The sequence below is a fragment of the Salegentibacter sp. Hel_I_6 genome (genome assembly GCF_000745315.1).
Classification (GTDB): domain Bacteria; phylum Bacteroidota; class Bacteroidia; order Flavobacteriales; family Flavobacteriaceae; genus Salegentibacter.
Window position 1 is genome coordinate 3,411,720 of the sequence record NZ_JQNQ01000001.1, and the last position, 23,634, is coordinate 3,435,353.

Sequence of the window (23,634 nt, forward strand, 5' to 3'; positions counted from 1 at the left end):
AGCAGGAGAAAACTTAAATTTGAGTTATTCCCTTTCGTATAGTCTATGATGATTTTTTTAAATAAAATCTTTCATACTTAACTATAAATAGGGTATTTTAAATCTCACTTAGTGAGTAAAACCAACCTTTATGAATATTCCAAGAACAAATTTACCGAGAGTCGTTATTATAGGCGGCGGATTTGCCGGTATGGCACTGGTTCGTAAACTAATTGGCGAAGATGTGCAAACGGTAATCTTAGATCGCCATAACTATCATACCTTTCAGCCTTTACTATATCAGGTTTCCACCTCTGGCCTGGAGCCGGACTCCATTGCCTATCCTATGCGTAAAATTACGCGTAATAGTAAGAAATGTCTTTTTAGAATGGCCGAGGTAAAATCTATAAATACTGAAAAGAGTTTAATTGAGACTTCCATCGGTGATTTGATCTATGATTATCTAGTAATTGCTACGGGATCAAAAACTAATTTTTTCGGAAATAAAAGTATTGAGAAAAACGGGATGTGGATGAAAACCGTTCCACAGGCATTAAATATTCGAAGTTTGATCCTGGAAAATTTAGAACAGGCCGTAATTACCGATGATCCCGAATTAAGAAAAGCATTGCTAAACTTTGTTTTGGTAGGAGCGGGGCCAACAGGCGTAGAGCTTAGTGGAGCTATCGCTGAATTAAAAAATCATATTGTTCCCAATGATTATCCCGATATTAATCCAAATGAGATGAATATTCATCTATTGGAAGGTTTAGATAGGGTTTTACCGCCAATGAGTGAGAAAGCTTCTAAAAGAGCTCACGAATTTCTTAAAGAGCTTGGGGTAAAAGTTCATCTAAATACCATGGTGGAAGAATACGACGGGCACCTGGTAACAACCAATACAGATTTATCCTTAAAAACTGAAACTTTTATTTGGGCTGCCGGTGTTACCGGTGCGCCAGTTAAAGGCCTGAATGCTGCTGCAATGGTGGAAAAAGCTAATAGATATGAAGTTAATGCATTCAATCAAATAAATGGGTACGAGAATATATTTGCAATTGGGGATATTGCGCTAATGCAAACAGAAGAATACCCGAAAGGACACCCTATGGTTGCTCAACCGGCAATTCAGCAAGGGAAGCATTTAGCAAAGAATATTATGAATATTGTGGAAGGTAAAAAACTGGAAGCTTTTAAGTATAAAGATAAGGGAACTATGGCCACTGTGGGAAGAAACCGAGCTGTTGTAGATTTAGAACAGGGATCTTTTGGTGGTTTTTTCGCTTGGTTTATCTGGATGTTTGTACACCTTTGGTTCCTTATTGGGTTTAGAAACCGATTGGTTACCTTCTTTAACTGGCTTTACAACTATTGGAATTATGATAAGGCCGCCCGATTAATTATCAGACCTTTTAAAGGTTATGAAAACCAAATGAAAGTAGATAAAGAAGAGATATAATAAAGAGATAAAACAAAAAAAGCAGTTAGGTGAATTTTTCCCTTAACTGCTTTTTTTTGTTTATAAAATTGTCATTCTGAATTAATTTCAGAATCTAACTTTTTAGAATTACCTCATCTTCTTAATTTCCTTATTATAGTCTGAAGCAAGCGAAGTCTTTTGATTATCAGTTAATGCTTTTCCGGCCATTTGAAAAACTTCCTGTTCTTCTTCATCTAAATGATGAATAATCTTATGTTCAAGCTCCTTGGCTATTTTTAGCCAGTTTGAAGCGTCCATTTCTGTATCTTCAAGTTGTTCAATAAGTTCATCCATCTCGTGGTGCTCTGCAACACTATGCCTGGCCTTTTCCTGGGTAAGGTCTTTCTTAATAAGAGGGATATAAAAATGCCTTTCTTCCGCATCAGCGTGAATCTTTAATTCGTGTTTTAATTGCTCAAAGATCTTTTTGCGCTCCTCGGTATCGCCGTGGGTTTCTACCAGTTTGGCGACCAGGTTTCGCTGTATTTCATGTTCCTGGCGTAAAGCTTCAAAAATGGTCATTATTTAATTTTTTGGATTAGATTGTAAGATATTTAAATTCTTGAAATTTATTTCCTAAAATTCTATGATAATCTGGAATTTTATCAATTCAGTCCTTAAATTCTTCAGTTCGGTTATATTCTTTTTTGTTTAGCGGCCCTTAATATCAAATTTGACTTATAAAATTATGAGTCATGAAATTATCTGTATGTTTTCTTTTCCTTTTTATGAGTTTTACTTCAGTGGCTCAACACACCATATCTGGTAGGGTTACAGATAGGTCTGGAAATCCTATTGGAGGCGCTAATGTTTATTTGAAAAATTCATATGCTGGTGGAAATACAGATGAAGATGGGAAATTCAGTTTTACAAGTACTCTCGATGGTGAACAAATCCTGGTGATAAGTTTTATAGCTTTTGAATCCACAGAACTGAAATCTAAAATTTCACAAATGAACAAGTTAGAAATTCGTTTGAGGGCAGATGTAAATTCCCTGGATGCGGTAGTACTTAATGCGGGAAGTTTTTCTGCCGGAGATCAATCCAGGGCTTCTGTTCTAAAGCCTTTAGATGTGGTCACCACGGCTGGTGTGGCAGGAGATTTTATTGCGGCCTTACAAACCTTACCCGGTACACAAGCAGTGGGGGAAGATGGTCGGCTTTTTGTTCGTGGGGGCACTGCTGAAGAAACACAAATATTTATTGATGGACTCAGGGTTTTTCAGCCCTATACTGCCACCGCCCAAAACCTTCCGGCCCGGGGAAGGTATTCTCCATTTCTTTTTGATGGAATTTCATTTTCTACCGGTGGATATTCAGCAGAATATGGGCAAGCCTTGTCCAGTGTATTAACTTTAGCAACTATAGATGAACCAGATCAAAATCAAACTGATATTTCAATTATGACGGTAGGTGCGGGTTTGGGGCATACTAAAAAATGGGACAGCAGCTCGGTTAGTATAAATACAACCTATATTAACCTCTCGCCCTATCAGGAACTTATTCCCAATAATCCAGATTTTGAATTTAAGAAACCTTTTGAAAATCTAAGCGGCGAAGCAGTATTCAGAAAAAAAACCAGTAAAGGCTTATTCAAACTATACACAGCTTTAGACCGAACTAACTTTGAAATATATCAACCAGACGAGAATTTCACCGGTAGAAATTTAGTTGATTTGACCAATCTTAATTTATACGCAAATACTTCCTACGAAGGAAACTTAGGCCAGGGTTGGAAAATTGCCCCGGGTTTTAGTTTTTCCAGGGCTAACAATGAAATTTTTATTGATGAAGTTACCTTAAAAAATCGTGAGAATGCAGCCCATTTAAAATTAAAAACCACAAAGAGGTATAATAATCGTTTAAAATTTCACGCTGGTCTGGAATATTTCTATACCGATTTTATGGAGGATTACATGGAAGATTCACAAATATTTTCAGCCAGTTATACCAATAATATTCTCGCCGGATTTATTGAATCTGACTTTATTTTCTCAAAAAAGTTTGCTGTAAAGGCTGGGTTGCGCAGTTCTTATTTAAAGTTTAATGATCTAATTGAATTTTCCCCAAGGCTTGCTGCTGCTTATAAGCTTACCCATAGTCAGCAGATTTCCCTGGCATACGGGAATTATCACCAACAACCTGTTGCAGATTATCTAAAGTATAGCAAATCTTTGCAACCCGAGAAAGCGCAGCATTTTATTTTAAACTATCAATATTCTAAAAAGGGATATTTATTTCGCTCTGAAGCGTATTACAAAAATTATTCGGATTTGGTGAAATTCGATACTGCCAGTCCAGAATTTAATAGTTCTTATTCCAACAAGGGTGTAGGTTATGCCAGGGGTCTGGATTTATTTTTCCGGGATGATAAAACTATAAATCGGTTAGAATACTGGTTATCATACAGTTTTATTGATACTGAAAGAGATTATAGAAATTACCCTGTTTCAGCTACCCCAGATTTTGTGGCAAACCATGCTGCCAGCCTGGTGACCAAATACTGGATTGAGGATTGGCAAAGCCAGATAGGATTTTCCTATAATTTTTCTAGTGGCAGACCATTTGAAAATCCTAATACTCCTGGATTTCTTAATGAAAGGACTAAAAATTATAATAATTTGAGTTTTAACTGGGCATATTTAATTTCACAACAAAAGATCCTCTACTTCTCTATTTCCAATATTATGGGAAGTAATAATATTTTTGGGTATCAATATTCCAACACCCCCGATACCAATGGAAACTTTATTTCCAGGCCTATACAACAAGCAGCGGATAGGTTTGTTTTTCTTGGATTTTTCTGGACCATAAGTGTAGATAAGAATAAAAACCAGTTAAATAACCTATAGAAAAATTTGAAGAAATTCAATTCAGAAATAGAAATCTACAGTTCAGTAAATCAAAATTTTAATTAGGCTGAATAATAACCAGATTTGAAGTATAATTTAAAAATCAATACAATGAAAACACTAATTATTACTTTTTTGATCCTAATCTTCTCTGTGCTAGCTAGAGCACAAAATTCAGTAGAAGTTAGTATTTCTGGCTTTGAATCAGATAAAGGTAAAGCAATATTTGGACTTTATTCTTCTGAAGAAAACTGGTTAGAAAAAACTTTTAAAACCTTAAAAACTGAAATTAAAGACGGTAAGGCTTATGCAGTTTTTACAGATCTGCCAGATGGTGAGTTTGCCATTTCTGCCTTTCATGACGAAGATAATGACGGGGAACTTGATATGCACCTTGGCTTTTATCCTGCAGAGGATTATGCAACTTCAAACAATGCCCCGGCTAAATTTGGCCCTCCTAAATGGAAAGACGCAAAATTTACCTTAAAAAATGGAGATATCGAAGTACAGTCAATTAATATATTTTAAAACTGATATTATGAAAAATTTATTTTCGCTAATGATTATTTTCATTTCCTGCTTTCATAGCCTTACAGCTCAGCAACAATTTGAAACAGGAATGAAGAAGGCTTTTGAACTATGGAGTAGTGGCGAGTCCCAGGAAGCAGCCAACCTTTTTGAAAGAATAGCCAATGCTGAAGGGGATAACTGGCTTCCATATTATTATACAGCCCAGATCAAAATTATTGAAAGTTTTGATATGAAAGATTTGGCAAAAAAAGAAAAGACTCTGGAAATTGCCCAAAATCATTTGAATACTGCAATGTCTTTAAGTGAACAGGAAAATGTAGAAATTATGATTTTGCAGGCGATGCTTCATACCTCTTATATAACTTTAGATCCTTCTGTTTACGGGATGAAACTCTCGGGAAAGGTAAGTTCTATTTATAAGAATGCCCTGGAAATTGCACCTGAAAATCCCCGGGTAGTTTTATCCAATGCAGAATGGGAGATGGGTTCAGCAAGATTTTTTGGAGAAGACCCGAAAAAGTACTGCACAGATATTGAACGCAGTTTACAACTTTTCTCTAAATTTAAAAGCGCAGGTGCATTTTATCCCAGCTGGGGTGAAGATCGTGCAAAATTGATTTTACAGAATAATTGTAAGGACCAATGAATTTACTCAAAGTAATTTTAAAAGAACTAGGAAAGGCATTTATAGTTGGGAATGCAATATTCGCAGTTTTTCTATTGATATATATATTCCAGGGACAGGAAATTGATTTTGATAAATACCTGTGGAAGAGTTATAAGATAAATCTGTCCTATAGTGTTTTTATTTATCTGGCTAATGCAGCTATGTTTATTTTTTTTACGAAAAAATATCAAAAGGAATTTTATAAGTTCCCGAAACTGCTGATTACGATTATGCTTTCTGTGATTTTGACTTTACTTACGATATTTTTATTAAGGTTTTACTGGCAATACGTTCTGGAAGGAGCAAACTTTATTGAATTCTTAAAAGGTGAAAAAGTCTCCTTTTATTGGATCTCAGTAATAATTACGCTTGTAACAGGATCTATTTTCTACCTAGTTAATTTTTATAGACACAGGCAGGAAAAAAAGGTTAAAGAACAGAAAATTATCGCCGGGGCGGCTTCTGCGAAATTTGATGCTTTAAAAAATCAATTAGATCCGCATTTTTTGTTTAACAGCCTTAATGTGCTGGCTTCACTTATAGATGAAAATCCCGATCAAGCGCAACGATTTACAACCGGCTTGTCTAAGATTTATCGATATGTTCTGGAGCAAAAAAATAAAGAATTAGTGAGTCTTGAGGAGGAATTGAAATTTGCTAATACGTATATGAAATTATTGAAAATGCGTTTCGAAAACAGCATTTATTTTGAAATACCCGTGGAGATTTCAAATGAGGAAGCTAAGGTGGTACCTCTTTCCCTTCAACTTCTATTGGAAAATACCATTAAACACAATATTGTAAGTGAAAAACGCCCTCTCAAGATAAGAATTTATGAACAAGACGAATTTCTCGTAGTAGAGAACAATTATCAGAAAAAAGAAGTACTGAGTAATAGAAAAGGAGTGGGCTTACAGAATATTGTAAATAGGTACAATGAGATTACCCAGAGAAAAGTATTAATAGATCAAACCGAAGAAATTTTTAGAGTAAAAATTCCAGTATTAACCAGACAAATATCAATCATGGAAACCAACGAAATTAATGAGGAAAATGCTTATTTTAAAGCGAAGCAGAAGGTAAAAGAGATGAAAGAATTTCATGGGAATTTGATCTCTTATTGCGTGGTGATCCCATTTTTAATTTTCATAAATTATAGCACATACTGGGCGTTCCAATGGTTCTGGTTTCCGTTATTTGGATGGGGAATTGGTCTAGCAATTCACGGATTCTCCGTATTTGGCTATGGTTCAGACTGGGAAGAGCGCAAGATTCAGGAAATAATGGATAAGGATAAATTAAAAACAAAATCCTGGAAATAATGAAAACTAATTATAAAGAGAATTTTAGTTATAAGTCAGCTCAAAAAAGGGTGAAAAATATTAAAGGGTTTTATATTCACCTGGTGGTTTACCTATTCATAAATATCGCCATTTTTGTAGTGGCCACTCAGAATGAAGGATTCATAAGTGGCTTATCCAATTTATCAAACTATACCACTTTCTTTTTTTGGGGTATTGGATTGTTTGCTCATTGGGCTAGTGTTTTTGGACCTAATTTGATCTTTGGAAAGAATTGGGAAGAACGCAAAATCCAGGAAATAATGGATCGGGATAAAAAGAAGATCTGGAAATAGAATTATGAACTTATAAAATTTATTGTGACCAAAACTATAATTATCGAAGATGAGAAGCCCGCAGCAAGAAGATTGCAGCGCATGCTCTCCAGACTAAATATAGAAACTGCCATTATGTTGCATTCTGTAGCTGAAGCTGTGGATTGGTTTAATTCTAATGATCATCCAGACCTTATTTTTCTGGATATTCAACTAAGTGATGGGATTTCCTTTGAGATTTTTGACCAAGTGGAGACCGAAAGCGCCGTTATTTTTACTACGGCTTATGATGAATATGCTCTAAAAGCATTTAAGTTGAATAGTGTTGATTACCTGTTGAAGCCCATAGATGAAGAAGAATTGGCAAATGCAGTGGTAAAATTTAAAGAAAATTACCTCAAAAAGTCACCACATATAGATTTTAATGCTTTTAGAAAAATCCTGGAAACAGGAAATAAACCAGATTATAAAACCCGTTTCACGATTCAGGTGGGTCAGCATCTAAAAATCATCCCTGCTAACGACATTTGCTGTTTTTATTCTGAAAATAAGGCATCGTATCTAACTACTACTTCAGGTAGAAATTACCCGTTAGATGTTTCGCTTGAAAACTTAGAAAAGGATCTGGATCCCGATAAATTCTTCAGAATTAATCGAAAAGCTATCGTGAACATTGACTGTATAGAAGATATTATTAGCTATACCAATAGTCGCTTAGAGGTTAAAGTGAAAGTGTTTAGTGAATTTCAGCTTATTGTTAGTCGGGAGCGAGTGCGAGACTTTAAAAACTGGATTTCTTAGGCTGAAAAGTTAAAATTTCGAGAAATCAAAACCCTTGTACTAATTTGTACGTAAATATTATGAAAGTCGGGAATATACAAACAGCTTTGTTCTAGTTAGCCCCCCGGTTTTCTGAATTTTATTTTTTGGTTGGTTATGTGAAGGTTTGCCGTTTAGATGTATGGTAGGCCTTCATTTTTTTGAATTCTCTTTTACTTAAATATTTAAAAGAATGCTGCAGTAAACCTTCAAGCAAGAGATCATCCTTTAGAAAAATTTTTAATTTGAAGTAAGCCTGGGTTTGGGGATTAAATTTTGGTAATGTGAAAAACTTATGGAGCGGCTACCGTTCCTAGAACATATAATTGCTCCATAGTTGGTGACTCACTACCGCCTTCAGGCTCTAAAGTAATTCCAAAGGCTTCCGATTGGTTAGGATTTTCAAGACTGAAAATCTTATTGTCGTCTGCTTCAAAGTCTGCCAGTAGCCCCATGCTAGTAGGAGTGAGGGGTTGCATAGTAAGCGACCAAACCTGATAAACTTTTCCGCGTGGAGGTTCTGGTAGGTCTTTTGCATCTATATAAGCGATATTCTCTTCAGTATTCCAGTAAACAGAAGCAAAGGCCTCAGGAGCAACCTCCTGACCCTGTAATGGGATGCGTTGCACGTTTTTATCTCTAATCACCGCAAGCAATTCTTCAGCTTTTTCAGCATTTTCGCGAGCATTTGCAATTTGATCTTCCATCTGGGCATTTCTGGCTTGCGCTGCGCTTAACTCTTCCCTTAATTCGTTGGTTCTATTAAAGAAGACGAAAAGTCCTATAAGTAACAATAGACTAGCCGCCCAACCGGAATAGGTAATCCAGGAAATGCTTCTAACCGGAGTTTCTTCCGATTTTGGTTGTCTCTGAGTGTTTGATAATTTTTCTTTTATAGTAGCTATTAAATGTTCAGCATTATTGGGAGCAGTTGCAGCTGAAAGGTTAAGTAAAGCTCTTTCTATTTCTTCAACTTCATTTTTAACTTCTGGATATTTTTTAAGTAAAGCACTAACCTCACGACTTTCTTTTTCAGAAAGCGCTCCATAAACATAAAGTTCAAGAATTCCAGACGATATGTACTTTTGAATATCCATTATTTAATTACCATTGCTCTTAGTTTATCGATACAAATTCGATTGCGGGTTTTTACAGTTCCCAAAGGCATATCTAATTCTTCTGAAGTTTCTTTTTGAGTATAGCCTTTAAAAAATAGATAATCAATTAATTTTTTGCAAACCGGCTTTAGCGCGTCAATATATTTTTTAAGTCCAATAGAATCTACTGCTTCAGAGAAATTAGTTTTAGACTCTAATATATCTACGAAGTTATCTGTCTTAAGGTTTTGTTGATCGTTTTTAAATCCTTTAGACCTTATTTTATCTATAGAGGCATTTCTTGCAATATTAAGAATCCAGGTGAAAAATCGTCCTTTATCAGAATTATAGCTTGGCGCTTTATCCCAAATTTTTAAAAATACATCTTGCAGAACCTCTTCGGCAATCGCCTCGTCCCTTATTATACTGTAAATAATTCCGTATGTACTTTCTGAATATAATTGGTATATACGCTCAAACGCACGTTCGTTACCATTTTGAAGTTCTAAAATTAAAGCGTCTTGTTGCATATATAGTGGCTTGCACAGTAAAAGTAGATAAATATTCTCCCTGAAAAAAATAAAAAGCGGCAACTAGCCGCTTTTTATTAAAATAATATGGAAAAATATTACATTTTTATCACACCACACCCAACTCTGGTACCTGCATCTCCAGAAGGCTGCGAAGTAAAGTCATCTACCCCATCGTGTACTATAACAGCTTTGCCGACAATATTTTTATTATCGTCATCGCAACCTATACACCATTCATCGGTAATCATACTAACAGTTCCTTCTCCATTGGCATCAACTTCAAAGTTACCTATATCTCCTTTGTGATACCCTTCAGCATCTCCCCACTTACCATGTCTTTCGTTGGTAGGGTTCCAGTGACCACCGGCAGAAGTTCCATCTTCAGCAGAACAATCTGCTTTCTGGTGAATATGGATGGCATGCTTACCTTCGGCTAAACCGGTGATGGTTGCTTCCATAGTAACTTCTCCATTTTCCTGGGTAAAAGTTACTTCACCACCTAATTCACTACCACTTTTAGGTTCTAAAGGAACAGTAATTTCTTTAGTTTCTTCCTCTTGATCCTGTGCTTCCATTTCAGAGTTCATTTCTGTGTCGGTAGCATTTTCAGTATCATTTTCTTTTTTGTCGTTTTTGCAACCTATTATAAATAAAGAGGCACAAAATACTAATGATAAACTTATTCTTTTCATAATCTATTGATTAGTTTTAAATTAAACATTACTAAATTAAGCCTATCCCAATGCTTTACCAAAGTTTTAAGGATAGGTTAACATAGCCTGTTTTCTTCTTTTTTAAATGAGTTTAGTATTAATTTGAGTTTTAGAAGTTAAACTTTTATGCACAGGGCAACGATCGGCAATTTCCAAAAGTCTTTGTTTTTGTTTTTCATCTAAGTCGCCAATAAGTTTAATTTCCCTTCTAAAGGTATCTATTTTTGAATTATCATTTTCACAATTTTCGCAATCTTCAAGGTGTTCCCTCGAATAGTAAACATGGGTTTCTACATCTTCAAGCGGCCATTTTTTTCGTTTGGCATACATTTGAAGCGTCATCGAGGTACAGGAAGCCAATCCTGAAGATAAAAATTGATAGGGAGTAGGGCCGTAGTTTTTTCCTCCAGAAGATACAGGTTCATCGGCCAGAAAGCTATGATTTCCGGCTTTCATACTGGTAGTGAAATCATCATCTTTTTCTAAACCTGCTACCACGTCTGCTTTAGATTCCGGAACTTCTTTCTTCGGAATCTCCAAATATCTAGAAGCCCAGGAAGCAATAACATTCCCGGCATATGCAGCATCTCCTTTAGAGGAAAGTAAATGTTCTGAGCCATCTAAGGAAATAAAACTCTTGGGATGTCTTGCAGCCATATAAAGTTCTTCAGCATTTTTTATACTTACAATGTTGTCCTGCGGGGAATGCATAATTAGAAGAGACTTTTTAAGATCCACGAGATAAGATTTCAATTCGTGTTTTTCAATATCTTCAAGAAATTGCTTCTTTATTTTAAAAGAACGGCCACCAATATTTACCTGTGCTTCCCCGTTTTTCTCAATTTCTTCAACATTATTTTCTATTAAATGCTGAACATGCGCAGTGGTTGAAGGTGCCGCTATAGTGGCTACCGCTTTAACAGATTTCAATTCTTTAGCGGCGAATAATACAGCAGCTCCCCCCAAAGAGTGACCAATTATTAAGCTGGGTGCTTTAAATTCCTGATCTAAAAAACTGGCTGCGGCCAACAGATCCTGGATATTTCCTGAAAAATTACTATCGGCAAAATCGCCTTCACTTTCACCTAAACCTGTAAAATCAAAACGTAAAACACCGTAACCGTTTTGGGCTAAAGTCCTGCTGATATTTTTAGCGGCAAAGAAATTTTTATTGCAGGTAAAACAATGAGCAAAAAGCACAAAGTTGTGAGGATCCTGGTTAAAAGGAAGTTCAAGATAACCAGATAAGTCATCGCCATTTTTATTTTTAAAACTTACTTTTTCTGTTTTCATAGTTTATTATTTACTCGATAATCTAAATTTCCCCCGAGGTATTTTAAATCAATTTACAAAATTTGTTTGGTGCATCAACCAAAAAGAAAGCTGATTAAAAATCTAAAATAAGAGCTAAAAATACACTCTAACGATCTTTAATCAGCTTTTATGGAAAAAGGAATTTAGATTATTCCAGCTCCTTTATTTTAATATTTCTAAACCATACTTTATCGCTGTGATCTTGCAAAGCAATATGACCTTCCCGGTTTTTACCAAAATCTTCCCAATCTTTAAATTTGGAATTTTCTACCATTTTGCTCCATTCCTCGCCATGAACCGGAAATTCATTAATCAAAGTCCCGTTTAGACGAACTGAACCTTTATTAGTTCTATGATTAATTCTAATAACGGTTTCGTTCCATTCTCCCGCGTTTCTGGTTTTGTCTTCACTTGGAGGCATCATATCGTAAAGGGCACCTGCCTGTCTAACTTCCCCATTTTTCGCATCGGGATGTAGTTTATTATCTAAAATTTGTATTTCAGGACCGGTTAAATAAGGTTCAGAATAATCTTCACTTTCCTGAACTCCCCACATAATGCCGCTATTTCCACCTTCTGAAATTTTCCATTCCAGAGAAAGTTCAAAATTGGTATAGGTTTTTTCTGAAATTAGATTCTCAGAAGATTCACGATCTCCTTCTGCAGGAGAAAACGCAAGAACGCCATCTTCTACCTGCCACTGATCTGAAATTGAATCGGCATTAAAAGCTTTCCAACCTTTAAGGTCCTGCCCATTGAATAATTTGTCCCAATTTTCATCATTATCAGCCATTGCTGTAGTGTCACTAGCCGCATCAGCTTCATAGGCATCTTTAGTCTCTTGTTCTTTTTTATCAGATTTACAAGCGGTTGCTAAAACGGCTGCAGTTGCTAATATTAAACTTACTTTCTTCATTATATATGTTTAGTTAATTCCTAAGATTCGTTTTAATTTTTGTTCGTCTATTTCACTACCGGCAAAATCATCAAATTTCTTTTCGGTAGCTTCAATTATATGGCTTTGGATAAAAGGCGCTCCTTCGCGTGCGCCCTGGTCTGGAGATTTGATACAGCATTCCCATTCGAGAACTGCCCAAACATCACAGCCATATTCGGTTAATTTAGAAAATATGGTTTTAAAATCTACCTGGCCGTCTCCGGGGTGTCTATATCTTCCTGCACGATCTCTCCAGTCACCATAACCACCAAAGGAGCCTTTTTTTCCTGTAGGATTAAATTCGGCATCTTTTACGTGAAACATTTTTATGAATTCGTGATAATGGTCTATATAAGAAATATAATCTAACTGTTGAAGCACAAAGTGGCTGGGGTCATACAATAAATTAACCCTTTTGTGATTATTTGTCGCTTCTAAAAAACGCTCAAAAGTAACCCCATCGTGAAGATCTTCACCAGGATGAACTTCATAACAAACATCTACGTTTTGTTCATCAAATTCATTTAAAATTGGCGTCCAGCGCTTTGCAAGTTCTTTAAATCCCATTTCTACAAGGCCTTCTGGTCTTTGCGGCCAGGGATGAGCGGTGTGCCAAAGCAGGGAACCGCTAAAAGTTCCGTGCACATCCAGTCCAAAATTTCTGCTGGCACGGGCGGCACTTTTCATTTGTTCAACAGCCCATTCGGTTCTTGCTTTTGGATTATTTCTAACTTCTTTCGGTGCAAAATTATCGAACATGGTATCATAAGCCGAATGCACCGCGACAAGTTGACCCTGTAAGTGTGTACAAAGCTCGGTAACTTCTAAGCCGTAAGATTCTACTTTTCCTTTAATTTCCTGGCAATAATCTTTGCTTTCTCCGGCTTTTGTTAAATCGATTAAAGCCGATTCCCAGGTTGGGATTTGTATTCCTTTATATCCTAAATCTGCTGCCCATTTGCACAAACCATCCAAGCTGTTTAATGGCGCTTTACTGTCCATAAATTGTGCTAAATAAACGGCAGGTCCTTTTATTGTTTTCATATTCCTCTTATTTTATGCGTCTAACTTTACCCAAACATTTCCTTTGGCGTGAGAGTCTACTACTTTTTCTATAAAGTTCATCCCGCGTATACCGTCTTTCATTGTGGGAAATTCTGCGGGATGATATTTTTCACCATTTATAGCTTTTGCAACTCCTTTATAGATATTTCCCATAGAATCAAAGATACCTTCAGGATGTCCCGGAGGCAATTTTGTTCCGTCTAAAGAAAGCGCAGAGTTATATTCGTGCCCTGGTTTTAAAACTTTCATAGGTTGACCGTCTTCTAACTTATAAAGGTAATTCGGGTTTTCCTGCTCCCATTTTAAGCCGGCTTTTTTACCATAGATCTTAACAGCAAAATTGTTTTCCTCTCCTGTAGCGATCTGGCTGGATCTAAGTACTCCTTTCACAAATTCTGAAAAGCGAAGCAGTACGGTACCATCAACATCCATTCTATTGTCGGAATACACGTAATTTAGATCGGCTAAAAGTTCTTTTACTTCCAGGCCGGTAACATACTCAATCATATCAAAGGCGTGTGTACCAATATCGCCTATACAGCAACTAATACCGCCTTTTTCTGGATCAAGCCTCCAAATACTATTTCTCTCTTCTTTATTATGAATTATAGGATTTATCCAACCCTGGTAATATTGAACGTCTATCTTTTGAACTTCACCAATCTCGCCAGCTGCGATCATCTCTTTCATCTGGCGAATCATTGGGTAACCGGTATAAGTATATGTTACCGCAAAAATAGTTTTCGATTTATTAAGCGTGTCTTCAAGGATTTTCGCTTCCTCGTAAGTAGTTGTCATTGGTTTTTCACAAATCACGTGGAAACCATTTTCCAAAAGCTGTTTTGCCATTGGGAAATGCAAGAAATTCGGCGTTAGAATAGACACCGCTTGTATGCGTTCTTCTTCCGGTAATTTTGCTTCTTCAGCAATTAAATGGTCCAGGTCTTTATAAACCCTATCGGTTCCAATTCCTAATTCCTGAGCGAATTTTTTACTATCTTCAGGATCAGGATTAAAAACCCCACCTACAAATTCAAATTTATCAAACATAGAAGAAGCCACCCGGTGTAAGATCCCGATAAGGGAATCGCCGCCGCCGCCTAATACTCCTAATTTTATTTTTTTACCCATAATTTTTTAATCTTTTGTTTGGTTATATTTCAATATCCTTTTTCGCGATTTCTTCATTTTTGAAGAAAATAGCAAATATTATCATTACTACAAAGGCAAATCCTGCCGGAACTATCCATATTTGTTGCCAGTCGTGAGTGCCATCTGCATTTAAATAAAGGTCACTAATTTGTCCTGCTACCCAGAATCCAATTAGCATCCCAAAACCATAAGTAGCCAGCGTAATTAAACCTTGCGCAGCACTTTTAATTTTTGGTCCCGCTTTAGAATCGGTATAGATCTGGCCAGAAACAAAGAAGAAATCGTAACAAATTCCGTGAAGTGCTATTCCTATAATTAGCATGAATGTAAGTTCACCGGTGTCTCCAAAGGCGAATAGGATATACCTGACTGTCCAGGCCAACATTCCGGCGAGAATCGTAATTTTAAACCCGAATTTTTTGAAAAAATATGGAATTAATAATAAAAACAAAGCTTCGGAAACCTGACCTATAGACATCATTGCTGTAGGATCTTCCATACCAGTTTCAGAAAGAAATAGATTGGTATGTTGATAATAAAAAGCTAGTGGAATAGATATTAAAATAGATGAGATGAAGAAAATCAAAAAGTTTCTTCCTTTAAGTAAACCAATAGCTTCTAGCCCTAAGATATCTGAAATAGTTACTTTTTCTCCTTTACTACTTGGCGGAGTTTTAGGCAATGTGAAACTAAATAATCCCAAAACTGCTGAAGCAATCGCGGCCATTAAAAAAGTGTAACGTAGCATTCCTTCCGCACGACCCTCAGAGGAGTCCCAGGCGAAAACCAGGCTTATTACCAGACCTGAAATTATCCAGCCAATAGTTCCAAAAACACGAACGCTGGCAAATTGTTTTGAAGGATCTGTCATTTGGTAAAAGGAAATAGAATTTACTAAAGCCAGGGTTGGCATATAAAGAATCATATACCCTAAAATAAAAGGATAAAAACTGGTGAAATCTTCTGCTTGAAACATCATATACAGCAAGATGGCCCCGATTATATGCAGCACCCCTAAAATGCGTTCAGCATTAAAAAACCTGTCGGCAATAAGTCCTATAATAAAGGGAGCCACTATTGCTCCCCATGATTGTGTTGAAAAGGCCATAGCTGTTTGACCTCCCGTAGCATCTAAATTTTGCGGTAAAAACGTACTCAGTGTTACAAACCAACCACCCCAAATAAAAAATTCGAGGAACATCATGGTTGATAGCTGAAATCTGGTTAAAATTTTCATTATTTTTTGTGGCTTCTCTTAGTTATTGTTGCTGTTTAATTTGCTGCCAACTTCTATTAAAAGTTCTTTTGTGGCTTTAATACCTTCTTCGGGAGATAAATTCTCACCTTCGTATTCTACACCTACAAAACCGGTATAACCTGCATCCTTAACTAGTTTTAAGATTCTCTCATAATCCAGAGTGGTTTCCTGGCCTTCCTCATTAAAATCGTAAGATTTTGCGCTTACTGCCATTGCGTGGGGCATCATTTCTTCTATACCCTGGTATTTTGGATATTCTTCGATACATTTTGCTTCCCAACGTTCACCACCTTCTCTTTTTAAACAAAAGTTTCCAAAATCGGGTAGAGTTCCACAGTTTTCCATATTTACGTTTTCAATTACTTCTACCAGTAGCGCAGCATCAGAAGAAAGATAACCGTGATTTTCTACAAGAACATTTACATTTTTTTCAGCGGCATATTCACTAAGAGCTTTTAGACCTTGGGTTGCTGAAGTTTTCCATTCTTCTGGTTCTTCACTTCCAAAAAGATTTACACGTATTGAGTGCGCTCCCAAAAAACTGGCGGCATCAACCCATTTTTTATGATTTTCAACGGCTTCTTCACGTTCTGTTTTATCAGGGCTTGCAAGTTCACCTTCGCCATCTACCATTATTAGAACATTCTCAACATTAAATTCTTCACTTTTTGCTTTTAAAGTATCAAGTACTTTTTGCATAGATTCTTCCGGATTATCGGAATCCTTAATTTTTTCAGCATAAAAACTGCTTACATATTCCACACCTTCAAAATTCATTTCACTTGCTTTTTCAGCAAAATCCATCGGATCTAATTCGCCGGCAAAAATTGGTTTATTTAGAGACCATTGCGCTAGAGAGAGTTTAAAGAATGGTTTAGCATTTTCTTCGGGCTGTACTTCAGCGGTTTCGGTATCTTTATTTTCTGCTTTTTGATCTTTACATGAGTAAATTCCCAGCGATAAAAAAAGAGCAAAAAAGAGTGAATAAATTCTAGTTGGTGTAATTTTCATAAAGTGAATTTAAGAGTTCCTATAATGTGATTTTACTGATAATTTAGAATCTTAAAAGTATACTTTTTTTTAAAGAAGTAAAATTATAGCTTGAAATTTATATATTTGGAAGGATTCGATGAACTTAATTATTAATTAACTACAGGACAGTGAGCAATTATTATGAAAATGACACTTATGATGCGATAGTCGTAGGTACCGGAATTAGCGGCGGTTGGGCTGCAAAAGAGCTTAGTGAAAAAGGATTTAAAACCCTTGTTCTTGAGCGGGGGCGTATGGTAAAACATATTGAGGATTATCCTACTATGAATGATGATCCCTGGGATTATAAGTTTAAAGGGCAATTAACCCGGGAGGAAGAAAAGCGTCAACCCAAGCAGGCACGTACCGGTTATACCACTAATAAAGCCAGTGCCCATTGGTTTGTAGACGATGTTAAACACCCTTATAATGAAACGAAAAGATTTGACTGGATGCGTGGATATCACGTTGGAGGAAGATCTATAATGTGGGGGCGTCACAGTTATCGATTGAGTGAATTAGATTTTACCGCCAATAAAGAAGACGGGCACGGTGTAGATTGGCCAATTAGATATAAAGATATCGCGCCCTGGTATGATTATGTAGAATCTTATATTGGAGTAAGTGGAGAAAATCTTGGCTTAAGCCAGTTACCCGATGGTAAATTTCTTCCGCAAATGCCTCTTAACTGTGTAGAAGATCACCTTAAGAAAAGTATGGCTGAAAACTTTACTGATGGTCGTGTTTTGACCGCAGGAAGAGTAGCCCACCTAACTGGAGATAAAGAATTTGAAGGCCGTTCTAATTGTCAATTTAGAAATCGTTGTATTAGAGGTTGTCCTTATGGAGCTTATTTTAGTAGTAATTCTTCTACTTTACCTGCTGCCGAAAGAACAGGGAATATGACTTTAAGACCAAACTCTGTGGTACACGAAGTTGTTTACGATCCTGAGACCAAACTGGCTACCGGGGTAAAAATTATTGATGCCGAAACCAAAGAAGAAATAGAATTCAAAGCTAATGTGGTTTTCCTTTGTGCTTCTGCCATTGCTTCAACAAGTATTTTGATGCAGTCAAAATCTGATAGATTTGAAAATGGAATGGGTAATGATAGTGGAGAATTAGGACATAATGTGATGGACCATCACTTTAAAGCTGGTGCTTCCGGAAAATATGATGGTTTTGAAGATCAATATTATAAAGGAAGAAAACCAAACGGAATCTATTTACCTCGATTTAGAAATATAAACGGAAGTGATAATCTTGGATTTACCCGAGGGTATGGATACCAGGGTGGTGCAGGTCGTGGAGACTGGAGTGAAAGCATAGCCGAAGCCTCTTATGGAAAAGAACTAAAAGAAGCCATTGTGAAACCGGGTGGTTGGACGATGGGCTTAATGGGCTTTGGAGAAACATTACCTTACCACGAAAATAAAATGACGCTTAATTACGAGAAGACTGACGAATGGGGTCTACCAACCATAACTTTTGATGCAGAGTTCAAAGAAAACGAACTTAAAATGAGAAAAGATATGGTAGAGCAAGCCGTAGAAATGTTGGAAAAAGGAGGCTTCAAGGATGTAGCCGGATATGATGATATTGGCGCCCCTGGTTTGGGAATTCACGAAATGGGAACTGCACGAATGGGTAGAGATCCAAAAACTTCTGTATTAAACGGGAATAACCAGGTACACGCAGTTCGCAATGTTTATGTAACTGATGGTGCTTTTATGACTTCTGCTGGATGCCAAAATCCATCTTTAACTTATATGGCTATGACAGCTAGAGCAGCAGATCATGCTTCCAAGAATTTCAAAAAATCTAACGCTTAAAAATTAGGATTATGAATAGAAGACAGGCATTAAGAAATATAGGACTTGGAGCCGGGGCTATAATTGTTGGTCCTACTACTTTAAGTCTTTTACAAAGCTGTAAAAATGATCCAACCTATAACTGGGAACCTACTTTTTTAGCAGCTTCTAATGGTTTTGCATTAAAGCAAATTCTAGAAGTAATTATTCCTAAAACCGATACTCCTGGAGCAGAGGATTTAAATATTGCTGAATTTATTGATTCTTATATGGAAGAAGTAGCTTCTGAAGAAAGACAGGAGAATTTTAAACAATCTGCCGATGCTTTTTCCAGAGCATTTAAGAACGAATTTGATAAAGAAGAAGGTGAAGGTAGCGCAGAAGAATATGAGCAAATTGTTGCTAAATATTTGAAAGCCACACCTGCAGAAAGAGACGAAATCGCAAAGCGTAATACTGAAACTCAAGATCCCCAGGATAAAGACCAGAAAGTAACTTTAGATGCCGATGCCGGTACTTTAGCATATCTTGAGGAAATAAGGAGTATGGGAATTTGGGCTTATAAAACCAGTGAAGAAATTGGAGAAAATGTAATGTGGTACGATCCCATTCCCGGGGAATATATCCCGTGTGGTCCAACCGATGAACTTGGTGGAGGTAAGGCTATGTCCCTTTAAATTTCATTTATTTTAGTTTAAATAAAAATACCTCACAGCTTTTAAACTGTGAGGTATTTTCTTATTACATAAGTTTAAAAGCTTATTTTAAATATTCCAGCACGTTATTTTCAATACGGGTTTCAATATTATTAATGTCACTTTTTACAAAAGCTTCCCCGGTAATTTTTTCGTACAATTCTACATACCGTTCAGAAACCGATTCGATATATTTATCGCTCATTTCAGGTAGTATTTGACCTTCCTTTCCTTGAAACTGATTTTCTATGAGCCACTGTCTTACAAATTCCTTGGATAATTGTTTTTGTGGTTCATCTTTATCCTGTCTTTCCCTGTAGCCATCGGCATAAAAATATCTGGAAGAATCCGGCGTGTGAATTTCATCTATTAGAACAATTTCACCATCGGCTGTTTTTCCGAATTCATATTTTGTATCTACCAGAATCAAATCTCTTTTCGCGGCGATTTCAGTTCCGCGTTTAAAAAGATTGCGGGTGTACTTTTCAAGGATTTCGTAGTCTTCTTTAGTAACAATTGCACGTTTTAGAATATCTTCTTTTGAGATATCTTCATCGTGATCGCCTTGTTCGGCTTTGGTAGCGGGAGTGATAATAGGTACGGGAAATTTGTCATTTTCCTTCATTCCGTTAGGCATTTCTACTCCGCAAAGCATCCTTTTTCCGGCTTTATATTCCCTTGCAGCGTGACCGGCCAAATAACCGCGAATAACCATTTCAATTTTGAAAGGTTGACAAGCCTGGCCAACGGCCACATTAGGATCTGGTGTTGCTTCCAGCCAGTTGGGAACAATATTTCGGGTTGCTTCCATCATTTTGGTCGCAATTTGATTAAGTATTTGACCTTTATAGGGAATTCCCTTTGGCATTACCACATCAAAGGCCGAAAGCCTATCGGTCGCTACAATAACGAGCTTATTGTTTTTTAAAGTATAAACATCCCTTACTTTTCCTTTGTAAACATCGGTTTGACCGGGAAAATTGAAATTGGTCTCTGTAATGGTATTCTTCATTTAAATTTATTCAGTATGTTCAATTTCTTTATAGGCAGAAATAATCTTTTTCACCAACCTGTGTCTAATTACGTCTTTATCATCCAGGTAGATCATTCCTACGCCTTTTACTTCTTTTAGTACCAGTAAAGCTTCCTTTAACCCAGAAATCACTCTTCGAGGTAAATCTATTTGTCCCGGGTCTCCGGTGATCATAAATTTCGCACTTTTCCCCATTCTGGTAAGGAACATTTTCATTTGTGCGTGGGTAGTATTTTGAGCTTCATCAAGGATTACAAAAGCATTGTCTAAGGTACGACCACGCATAAAAGCAAGTGGGGCTATTTGGATAACTCCTTTTTCAATAAAAGAGTCCAGCCTTTCTTGCGGGATCATATCGCGCAACGCATCATAAAGTGGTTGCATGTAAGGGTCAAGTTTTTCTTTAAGATCTCCCGGTAGAAAACCTAAATTCTCTCCAGCCTCAACGGCTGGCCGGGTTAAAATAATTCTACGAACTTGTTTTTCCTTTAAAGCTTTAACGGCAAGAGCAACCCCGGTATAGGTTTTACCGGTTCCCGCCGGGCCAATGGCAAAAACCATATCGTTTTTGCGCATCAATTCTACCAATTTACGCTGGTTGGCAGTTTGTGGTTTAATTAATTTTCCACCAACTCCGTGTACCAAAACTTCGCCACTATCCTCTGAAGTTTGATAATCTGAACGGTCTTCACTGGTGAGTACTCTTTCAATCACATTCTCATCAAGTTTATTATACTTTCCGAAGTGATCCATAAGCATCGTAATGCGCTCATCAAATTCTTCCAGCATTTCTTCGTCCCCAAAAACTCTAATTTGGTTTCCACGCGCTACTATTTTTAGCTTGGGGAAATACTTTTTTAAAAGTTCTATATTCTCGTTCTGTTGCCCAAAAAATTCGCGGGGATTAATTTCTGAAAGTTCAATAACAATTTCGTTCAAAAGCTTATGGTTTTAGTTGAAAACTGATGTTAAAAACATTTTTATTTATAGCGGTTCTTTATTTGTAGCTACTAAGTTTTAATGCTAATTTTGGCTGGCAGAATTAAGATTTGTTGCATTGAATTTTAAACTGAAAAAACAAGAAAACTTATCTTTGCCTGCTATACAAACTTACATAAAATAAGCGCTTACAAGTTAAAAAAATATTAACAATCACCTATGGCTATTATTACTTTAACCACCGATTTTGGAGAGAAAGATTACTTTGTGGGCGCGGTTAAAGGAGCTATTTATAGCGAATTGAAAGAAATTAGAATTGTTGATATTTCACATTCTGTTTCCCCATTCCATATTAGCGAGGCTGCCTACATTATAAAGAATGCTTACAACAGTTTTCCAAAAGGCAGTATTCATATTATTGGAATAGATTCAGAATTTACTCCCGAAAATAAACACCTGGCTGTTTTACTGGACGATCATTATTTTATTTGTGCCAACAATGGAATTTTATCTTTGCTGGCTTCCGAAATTAAACCCGAGAAGATTGTTGAAATAAATATTCACGATGCTATTGATACCAATTTTCCTGTTTTAGATGTGTTTGTAAAAGTTGCAAGCCATTTAGCCCGCGGCGGAACCCTGGAAGTGATTGGTAAAAATATAAACGAGATAAAGTACCTCAAACAGTTTGAACCTACTATAAATTCTGAAAAAAATCAGATTGTGGGGCACGTTCTGTATATTGATAACTATGGAAATGTGGTGACCAATATTAGCAGAAAGCTTTTTGAAAATGTTGGAAAAGGAAGAAATTACGTAATTAGTGCCAGAATGGTTACTTTCCCAAAAATTTATGAAGCTTATTCCGATTGGATTAACTTCGAGATTGAAAAGGAAAATAGGGGAGAAGAGGACGGAAAAAGATTGGCGTTATTCAATTCAGCAGGGTATATAGAATTGGCAATTTATAAAAGTAATCCTTCTACCGTGGGGAGCGCATCCACACTATTTGGCCTGGAGCACCGCGATACGGTAACAATTAAATTTGAAGAAAAATGATACACAGAATTGTGAAGATGGAATTTGACCCTACTAAAGTTGAAGAATTCCTTTCTAATTTTGAAGAAAATAAAAGTAAAATAAGAGCTTTTGGAGGTTGTTATAAATTACAATTATTACGGGGGAAAGACAATACAAATATCTTTTTTACGTATAGTTATTGGGTTGATGAAACTTCTTTAGAAAATTACCGTAATTCTGAATTATTTAAAGATGTTTGGGCCAAGACCAAAGTGCTTTTTAATGCAAAACCTGAAGCCTGGAGTACAGAAATTATAAGCAGTCAATAATATAATTAGAATCACACTTGCCAATGCTGGCTATCTTAAACAAAGAAATAAATTCATTTTTTTCGTCGCCAATCGGTTATTTGGTGATTGGGATTTTCCTGGTGGTTTGTGGCTTGTTCTTATTTGTTTTTACCGGGGAATATAACATCCTGGATAATGGTTTTGCCGATGTAAAACCATTCTTTAACCTGGCACCCTGGATCTTTATCTTCCTAATTCCTGCCATTACCATGAAAAGTTTTTCTGAAGAAAAACGACAAGGAACAATGGAGTTACTTCTTACGCGGCCAATCGGTTTTACGCAACTTATTTTGGGAAAATATTTTGGAGCTTTAATTCTTGTGATTTTAGCCATTTTACCAAGTATTCTATACGTAATTACTATTGACCAACTGGGAAAACCCGTGGGGAATTTTGATCTTGGTGCAACCCTGGGTTCCTACCTCGGGCTTATTTTTTTAGCCGCTTGTTATACTGCAATCGGGATTTTTGCTTCTTCCTTTTCCCAAAACCAGATCATTTCTTTTGTGATCGCGGTTTTTCTATGCTTTATAAGTTATTTCGCTTTTGAAGGTTTAGGAAATTTAGATTTTTTTGGCAGTATAAATTATGGAGCAGAATATTTAGGAATTAGCTATCATTACCAGAGCATAAGTAGGGGTGTTATTGATACCCGGGATGTAATTTACTTCTTAAGTTTTATCGTGCTTTTCCTGAAACTAACAGAGCTTAGGTTGAAATCAATTCAGAAAAATTCTTAAGC

The 23,634-nt window shown here is 36.4% G+C and carries 24 protein-coding genes; 12 read left to right on the forward strand and 12 right to left on the reverse strand.

The features are described 5' to 3' along the window. Nucleotides 1-130: 130 nt before the first annotated feature. Nucleotides 131-1,438: an NAD(P)/FAD-dependent oxidoreductase gene (locus tag FG27_RS15135; RefSeq protein WP_037320548.1), complete on the forward strand. Its 1,308-nt coding sequence runs from the start codon at nt 131-133 to the stop codon at nt 1,436-1,438. Nucleotides 1,439-1,546: 108 nt separating this feature from the next. On the opposite strand, the gene FG27_RS15140 is transcribed toward FG27_RS15135, so the two are convergent. Next, the gene (locus FG27_RS15140) at nt 1,547-1,981 is read right to left on the reverse strand and encodes a hemerythrin domain-containing protein (protein ID WP_037320549.1); all 435 of its coding nucleotides are present in this window, start codon (nt 1,979-1,981) and stop codon (nt 1,547-1,549) included. Between the two features lie 173 nt (nt 1,982-2,154). Between FG27_RS15140 and FG27_RS15145 the strand changes: the two genes are divergently transcribed. The 6 genes from FG27_RS15145 to FG27_RS15170 all read left to right on the forward strand — a co-directional run bounded on the left by FG27_RS15145 (nt 2,155) and on the right by FG27_RS15170 (nt 7,925). Further along, complete coding sequence (locus FG27_RS15145; protein ID WP_037320552.1) at nt 2,155-4,311, forward strand: carboxypeptidase-like regulatory domain-containing protein; 2,157 nt, start codon at nt 2,155-2,157, stop codon at nt 4,309-4,311. A gap of 111 nt (nt 4,312-4,422) precedes the next feature. Continuing rightward, nucleotides 4,423-4,839, forward strand: coding sequence for a DUF2141 domain-containing protein (locus tag FG27_RS15150; RefSeq protein WP_037320554.1), 417 nt, complete (start codon nt 4,423-4,425; stop codon nt 4,837-4,839). Nucleotides 4,840-4,849: 10 nt separating this feature from the next. Further along, complete coding sequence (locus FG27_RS15155; protein ID WP_037320557.1) at nt 4,850-5,488, forward strand: hypothetical protein; 639 nt, start codon at nt 4,850-4,852, stop codon at nt 5,486-5,488. Then, on the forward strand, nt 5,485-6,831 hold the full coding sequence (locus tag FG27_RS15160) for a histidine kinase (protein WP_037320559.1): 1,347 nt from the start codon (nt 5,485-5,487) through the stop codon (nt 6,829-6,831). Before FG27_RS15155 ends, FG27_RS15160 begins: the two co-directional genes overlap by 4 nt. Then, on the forward strand, nt 6,831-7,145 hold the full coding sequence (locus FG27_RS15165) for a 2TM domain-containing protein (RefSeq protein WP_037320563.1): 315 nt from the start codon (nt 6,831-6,833) through the stop codon (nt 7,143-7,145). Before FG27_RS15160 ends, FG27_RS15165 begins: the two co-directional genes overlap by 1 nt. Before the next feature lie 24 nt (nt 7,146-7,169). Further along, on the forward strand, nt 7,170-7,925 hold the full coding sequence (locus FG27_RS15170) for a LytTR family DNA-binding domain-containing protein (RefSeq protein ID WP_037320566.1): 756 nt from the start codon (nt 7,170-7,172) through the stop codon (nt 7,923-7,925). A gap of 311 nt (nt 7,926-8,236) precedes the next feature. On the opposite strand, the gene FG27_RS15175 is transcribed toward FG27_RS15170, so the two are convergent. From FG27_RS15175 to FG27_RS15215, 9 genes are all read right to left on the reverse strand, one after another. Beyond that, nucleotides 8,237-9,040: an anti-sigma factor domain-containing protein gene (locus FG27_RS15175; protein ID WP_037320569.1), complete on the reverse strand. Its 804-nt coding sequence runs from the start codon at nt 9,038-9,040 to the stop codon at nt 8,237-8,239. After that, nucleotides 9,040-9,570, reverse strand: coding sequence for an RNA polymerase sigma factor (locus FG27_RS15180; RefSeq protein ID WP_037320572.1), 531 nt, complete (start codon nt 9,568-9,570; stop codon nt 9,040-9,042). Before FG27_RS15180 ends, FG27_RS15175 begins: the two co-directional genes overlap by 1 nt. A gap of 98 nt (nt 9,571-9,668) precedes the next feature. Continuing rightward, entirely contained in the window at nt 9,669-10,265 is a 597-nt protein-coding gene (locus FG27_RS15185; RefSeq protein ID WP_037320575.1) for a superoxide dismutase family protein, read from the reverse strand. 102 nt (nt 10,266-10,367) lie between these two features. After that, nucleotides 10,368-11,579 carry a bifunctional alpha/beta hydrolase/OsmC family protein gene (locus tag FG27_RS15190; protein ID WP_037320579.1) on the reverse strand — a complete coding sequence of 404 codons (1,212 nt, stop codon included), beginning with the start codon at nt 11,577-11,579 and terminating at the stop codon, nt 10,368-10,370. A 169-nt stretch (nt 11,580-11,748) separates the two neighbouring features. Then, on the reverse strand, nt 11,749-12,516 hold the full coding sequence (locus FG27_RS15195) for a DUF1080 domain-containing protein (protein WP_037320582.1): 768 nt from the start codon (nt 12,514-12,516) through the stop codon (nt 11,749-11,751). Between the two features lie 9 nt (nt 12,517-12,525). Further along, on the reverse strand, nt 12,526-13,581 hold the full coding sequence (locus FG27_RS15200) for a sugar phosphate isomerase/epimerase (protein ID WP_037320586.1): 1,056 nt from the start codon (nt 13,579-13,581) through the stop codon (nt 12,526-12,528). 12 nt (nt 13,582-13,593) lie between these two features. Further along, nucleotides 13,594-14,733: a Gfo/Idh/MocA family protein gene (locus tag FG27_RS15205; protein WP_037320590.1), complete on the reverse strand. Its 1,140-nt coding sequence runs from the start codon at nt 14,731-14,733 to the stop codon at nt 13,594-13,596. A gap of 22 nt (nt 14,734-14,755) precedes the next feature. After that, a complete protein-coding gene (locus tag FG27_RS15210) occupies nt 14,756-15,991 on the reverse strand; it encodes a nucleoside permease (RefSeq protein WP_037320592.1) in 1,236 nt (411 codons plus the stop codon). 18 nt (nt 15,992-16,009) lie between these two features. Beyond that, nucleotides 16,010-17,023: a sugar phosphate isomerase/epimerase gene (locus tag FG27_RS15215; protein WP_037320595.1), complete on the reverse strand. Its 1,014-nt coding sequence runs from the start codon at nt 17,021-17,023 to the stop codon at nt 16,010-16,012. Nucleotides 17,024-17,172: 149 nt separating this feature from the next. Between FG27_RS15215 and FG27_RS15220 the strand changes: the two genes are divergently transcribed. Further along, nucleotides 17,173-18,876: a GMC oxidoreductase gene (locus tag FG27_RS15220; protein ID WP_037320596.1), complete on the forward strand. Its 1,704-nt coding sequence runs from the start codon at nt 17,173-17,175 to the stop codon at nt 18,874-18,876. Between the two features lie 11 nt (nt 18,877-18,887). Then, nucleotides 18,888-19,532 (forward strand): gluconate 2-dehydrogenase subunit 3 family protein, encoded by a 645-nt coding sequence (locus tag FG27_RS15225; RefSeq protein WP_037320597.1) that lies wholly within the window; start codon nt 18,888-18,890, stop codon nt 19,530-19,532. Between the two features lie 82 nt (nt 19,533-19,614). Here the strand turns inward: FG27_RS15225 and FG27_RS15230 are convergent, their stop codons facing one another. Further along, nucleotides 19,615-20,562 carry a phosphoribosylaminoimidazolesuccinocarboxamide synthase gene (locus FG27_RS15230; RefSeq protein WP_037320598.1) on the reverse strand — a complete coding sequence of 316 codons (948 nt, stop codon included), beginning with the start codon at nt 20,560-20,562 and terminating at the stop codon, nt 19,615-19,617. A gap of 6 nt (nt 20,563-20,568) precedes the next feature. After that, on the reverse strand, nt 20,569-21,522 hold the full coding sequence (locus FG27_RS15235; protein WP_037320599.1) for a PhoH family protein: 954 nt from the start codon (nt 21,520-21,522) through the stop codon (nt 20,569-20,571). A 219-nt stretch (nt 21,523-21,741) separates the two neighbouring features. On the opposite strand from FG27_RS15235, the gene FG27_RS15240 reads away from it, so the two are divergent. Genes FG27_RS15240 through gldF form a run of 3 tightly spaced genes read left to right on the forward strand, consistent with a single transcriptional unit; the run spans nt 21,742 to nt 23,632 of the window. Further along, nucleotides 21,742-22,581: an S-adenosyl-l-methionine hydroxide adenosyltransferase family protein gene (locus tag FG27_RS15240; RefSeq protein ID WP_037320600.1), complete on the forward strand. Its 840-nt coding sequence runs from the start codon at nt 21,742-21,744 to the stop codon at nt 22,579-22,581. Further along, nucleotides 22,578-22,871, forward strand: a complete 294-nt coding sequence (locus FG27_RS15245; RefSeq protein WP_037320603.1) for a putative quinol monooxygenase — start codon at nt 22,578-22,580, stop codon at nt 22,869-22,871. Before FG27_RS15240 ends, FG27_RS15245 begins: the two co-directional genes overlap by 4 nt. Nucleotides 22,872-22,894: 23 nt before the next feature. Continuing rightward, entirely contained in the window at nt 22,895-23,632 is a 738-nt protein-coding gene (gene gldF / locus FG27_RS15250; protein ID WP_037320604.1) for a gliding motility-associated ABC transporter permease subunit GldF, read from the forward strand. Nucleotides 23,633-23,634 lie beyond the last annotated feature (2 nt).

What these genes read in the sequence shown, in the direction of transcription:
- FG27_RS15180 (WP_037320572.1), bottom strand. Translation starts at nt 9,570, where the DNA reads ATGCAACAAGACGCTTTAATTTTAGAACTTCAAAATGGTAACGAACGT.
- FG27_RS15225 (WP_037320597.1), top strand. Translation starts at nt 18,888, where the DNA reads ATGAATAGAAGACAGGCATTAAGAAATATAGGACTTGGAGCCGGGGCT.
- FG27_RS15240 (WP_037320600.1), top strand. Translation starts at nt 21,742, where the DNA reads ATGGCTATTATTACTTTAACCACCGATTTTGGAGAGAAAGATTACTTT.
- FG27_RS15190 (WP_037320579.1), bottom strand. Translation starts at nt 11,579, where the DNA reads ATGAAAACAGAAAAAGTAAGTTTTAAAAATAAAAATGGCGATGACTTA.
- FG27_RS15185 (WP_037320575.1), bottom strand. Translation starts at nt 10,265, where the DNA reads ATGAAAAGAATAAGTTTATCATTAGTATTTTGTGCCTCTTTATTTATA.
- FG27_RS15175 (WP_037320569.1), bottom strand. Translation starts at nt 9,040, where the DNA reads ATGGATATTCAAAAGTACATATCGTCTGGAATTCTTGAACTTTATGTT.
- FG27_RS15160 (WP_037320559.1), top strand. Translation starts at nt 5,485, where the DNA reads ATGAATTTACTCAAAGTAATTTTAAAAGAACTAGGAAAGGCATTTATA.
- FG27_RS15200 (WP_037320586.1), bottom strand. Translation starts at nt 13,581, where the DNA reads ATGAAAACAATAAAAGGACCTGCCGTTTATTTAGCACAATTTATGGAC.
- FG27_RS15205 (WP_037320590.1), bottom strand. Translation starts at nt 14,733, where the DNA reads ATGGGTAAAAAAATAAAATTAGGAGTATTAGGCGGCGGCGGCGATTCC.
- FG27_RS15245 (WP_037320603.1), top strand. Translation starts at nt 22,578, where the DNA reads ATGATACACAGAATTGTGAAGATGGAATTTGACCCTACTAAAGTTGAA.
- FG27_RS15145 (WP_037320552.1), top strand. Translation starts at nt 2,155, where the DNA reads ATGAAATTATCTGTATGTTTTCTTTTCCTTTTTATGAGTTTTACTTCA.
- FG27_RS15150 (WP_037320554.1), top strand. Translation starts at nt 4,423, where the DNA reads ATGAAAACACTAATTATTACTTTTTTGATCCTAATCTTCTCTGTGCTA.
- FG27_RS15215 (WP_037320595.1), bottom strand. Translation starts at nt 17,023, where the DNA reads ATGAAAATTACACCAACTAGAATTTATTCACTCTTTTTTGCTCTTTTT.
- FG27_RS15135 (WP_037320548.1), top strand. Translation starts at nt 131, where the DNA reads ATGAATATTCCAAGAACAAATTTACCGAGAGTCGTTATTATAGGCGGC.
- FG27_RS15140 (WP_037320549.1), bottom strand. Translation starts at nt 1,981, where the DNA reads ATGACCATTTTTGAAGCTTTACGCCAGGAACATGAAATACAGCGAAAC.
- FG27_RS15155 (WP_037320557.1), top strand. Translation starts at nt 4,850, where the DNA reads ATGAAAAATTTATTTTCGCTAATGATTATTTTCATTTCCTGCTTTCAT.
- gldF (WP_037320604.1), top strand. Translation starts at nt 22,895, where the DNA reads ATGCTGGCTATCTTAAACAAAGAAATAAATTCATTTTTTTCGTCGCCA.
- FG27_RS15195 (WP_037320582.1), bottom strand. Translation starts at nt 12,516, where the DNA reads ATGAAGAAAGTAAGTTTAATATTAGCAACTGCAGCCGTTTTAGCAACC.
- FG27_RS15230 (WP_037320598.1), bottom strand. Translation starts at nt 20,562, where the DNA reads ATGAAGAATACCATTACAGAGACCAATTTCAATTTTCCCGGTCAAACC.
- FG27_RS15210 (WP_037320592.1), bottom strand. Translation starts at nt 15,991, where the DNA reads ATGAAAATTTTAACCAGATTTCAGCTATCAACCATGATGTTCCTCGAA.
- FG27_RS15165 (WP_037320563.1), top strand. Translation starts at nt 6,831, where the DNA reads ATGAAAACTAATTATAAAGAGAATTTTAGTTATAAGTCAGCTCAAAAA.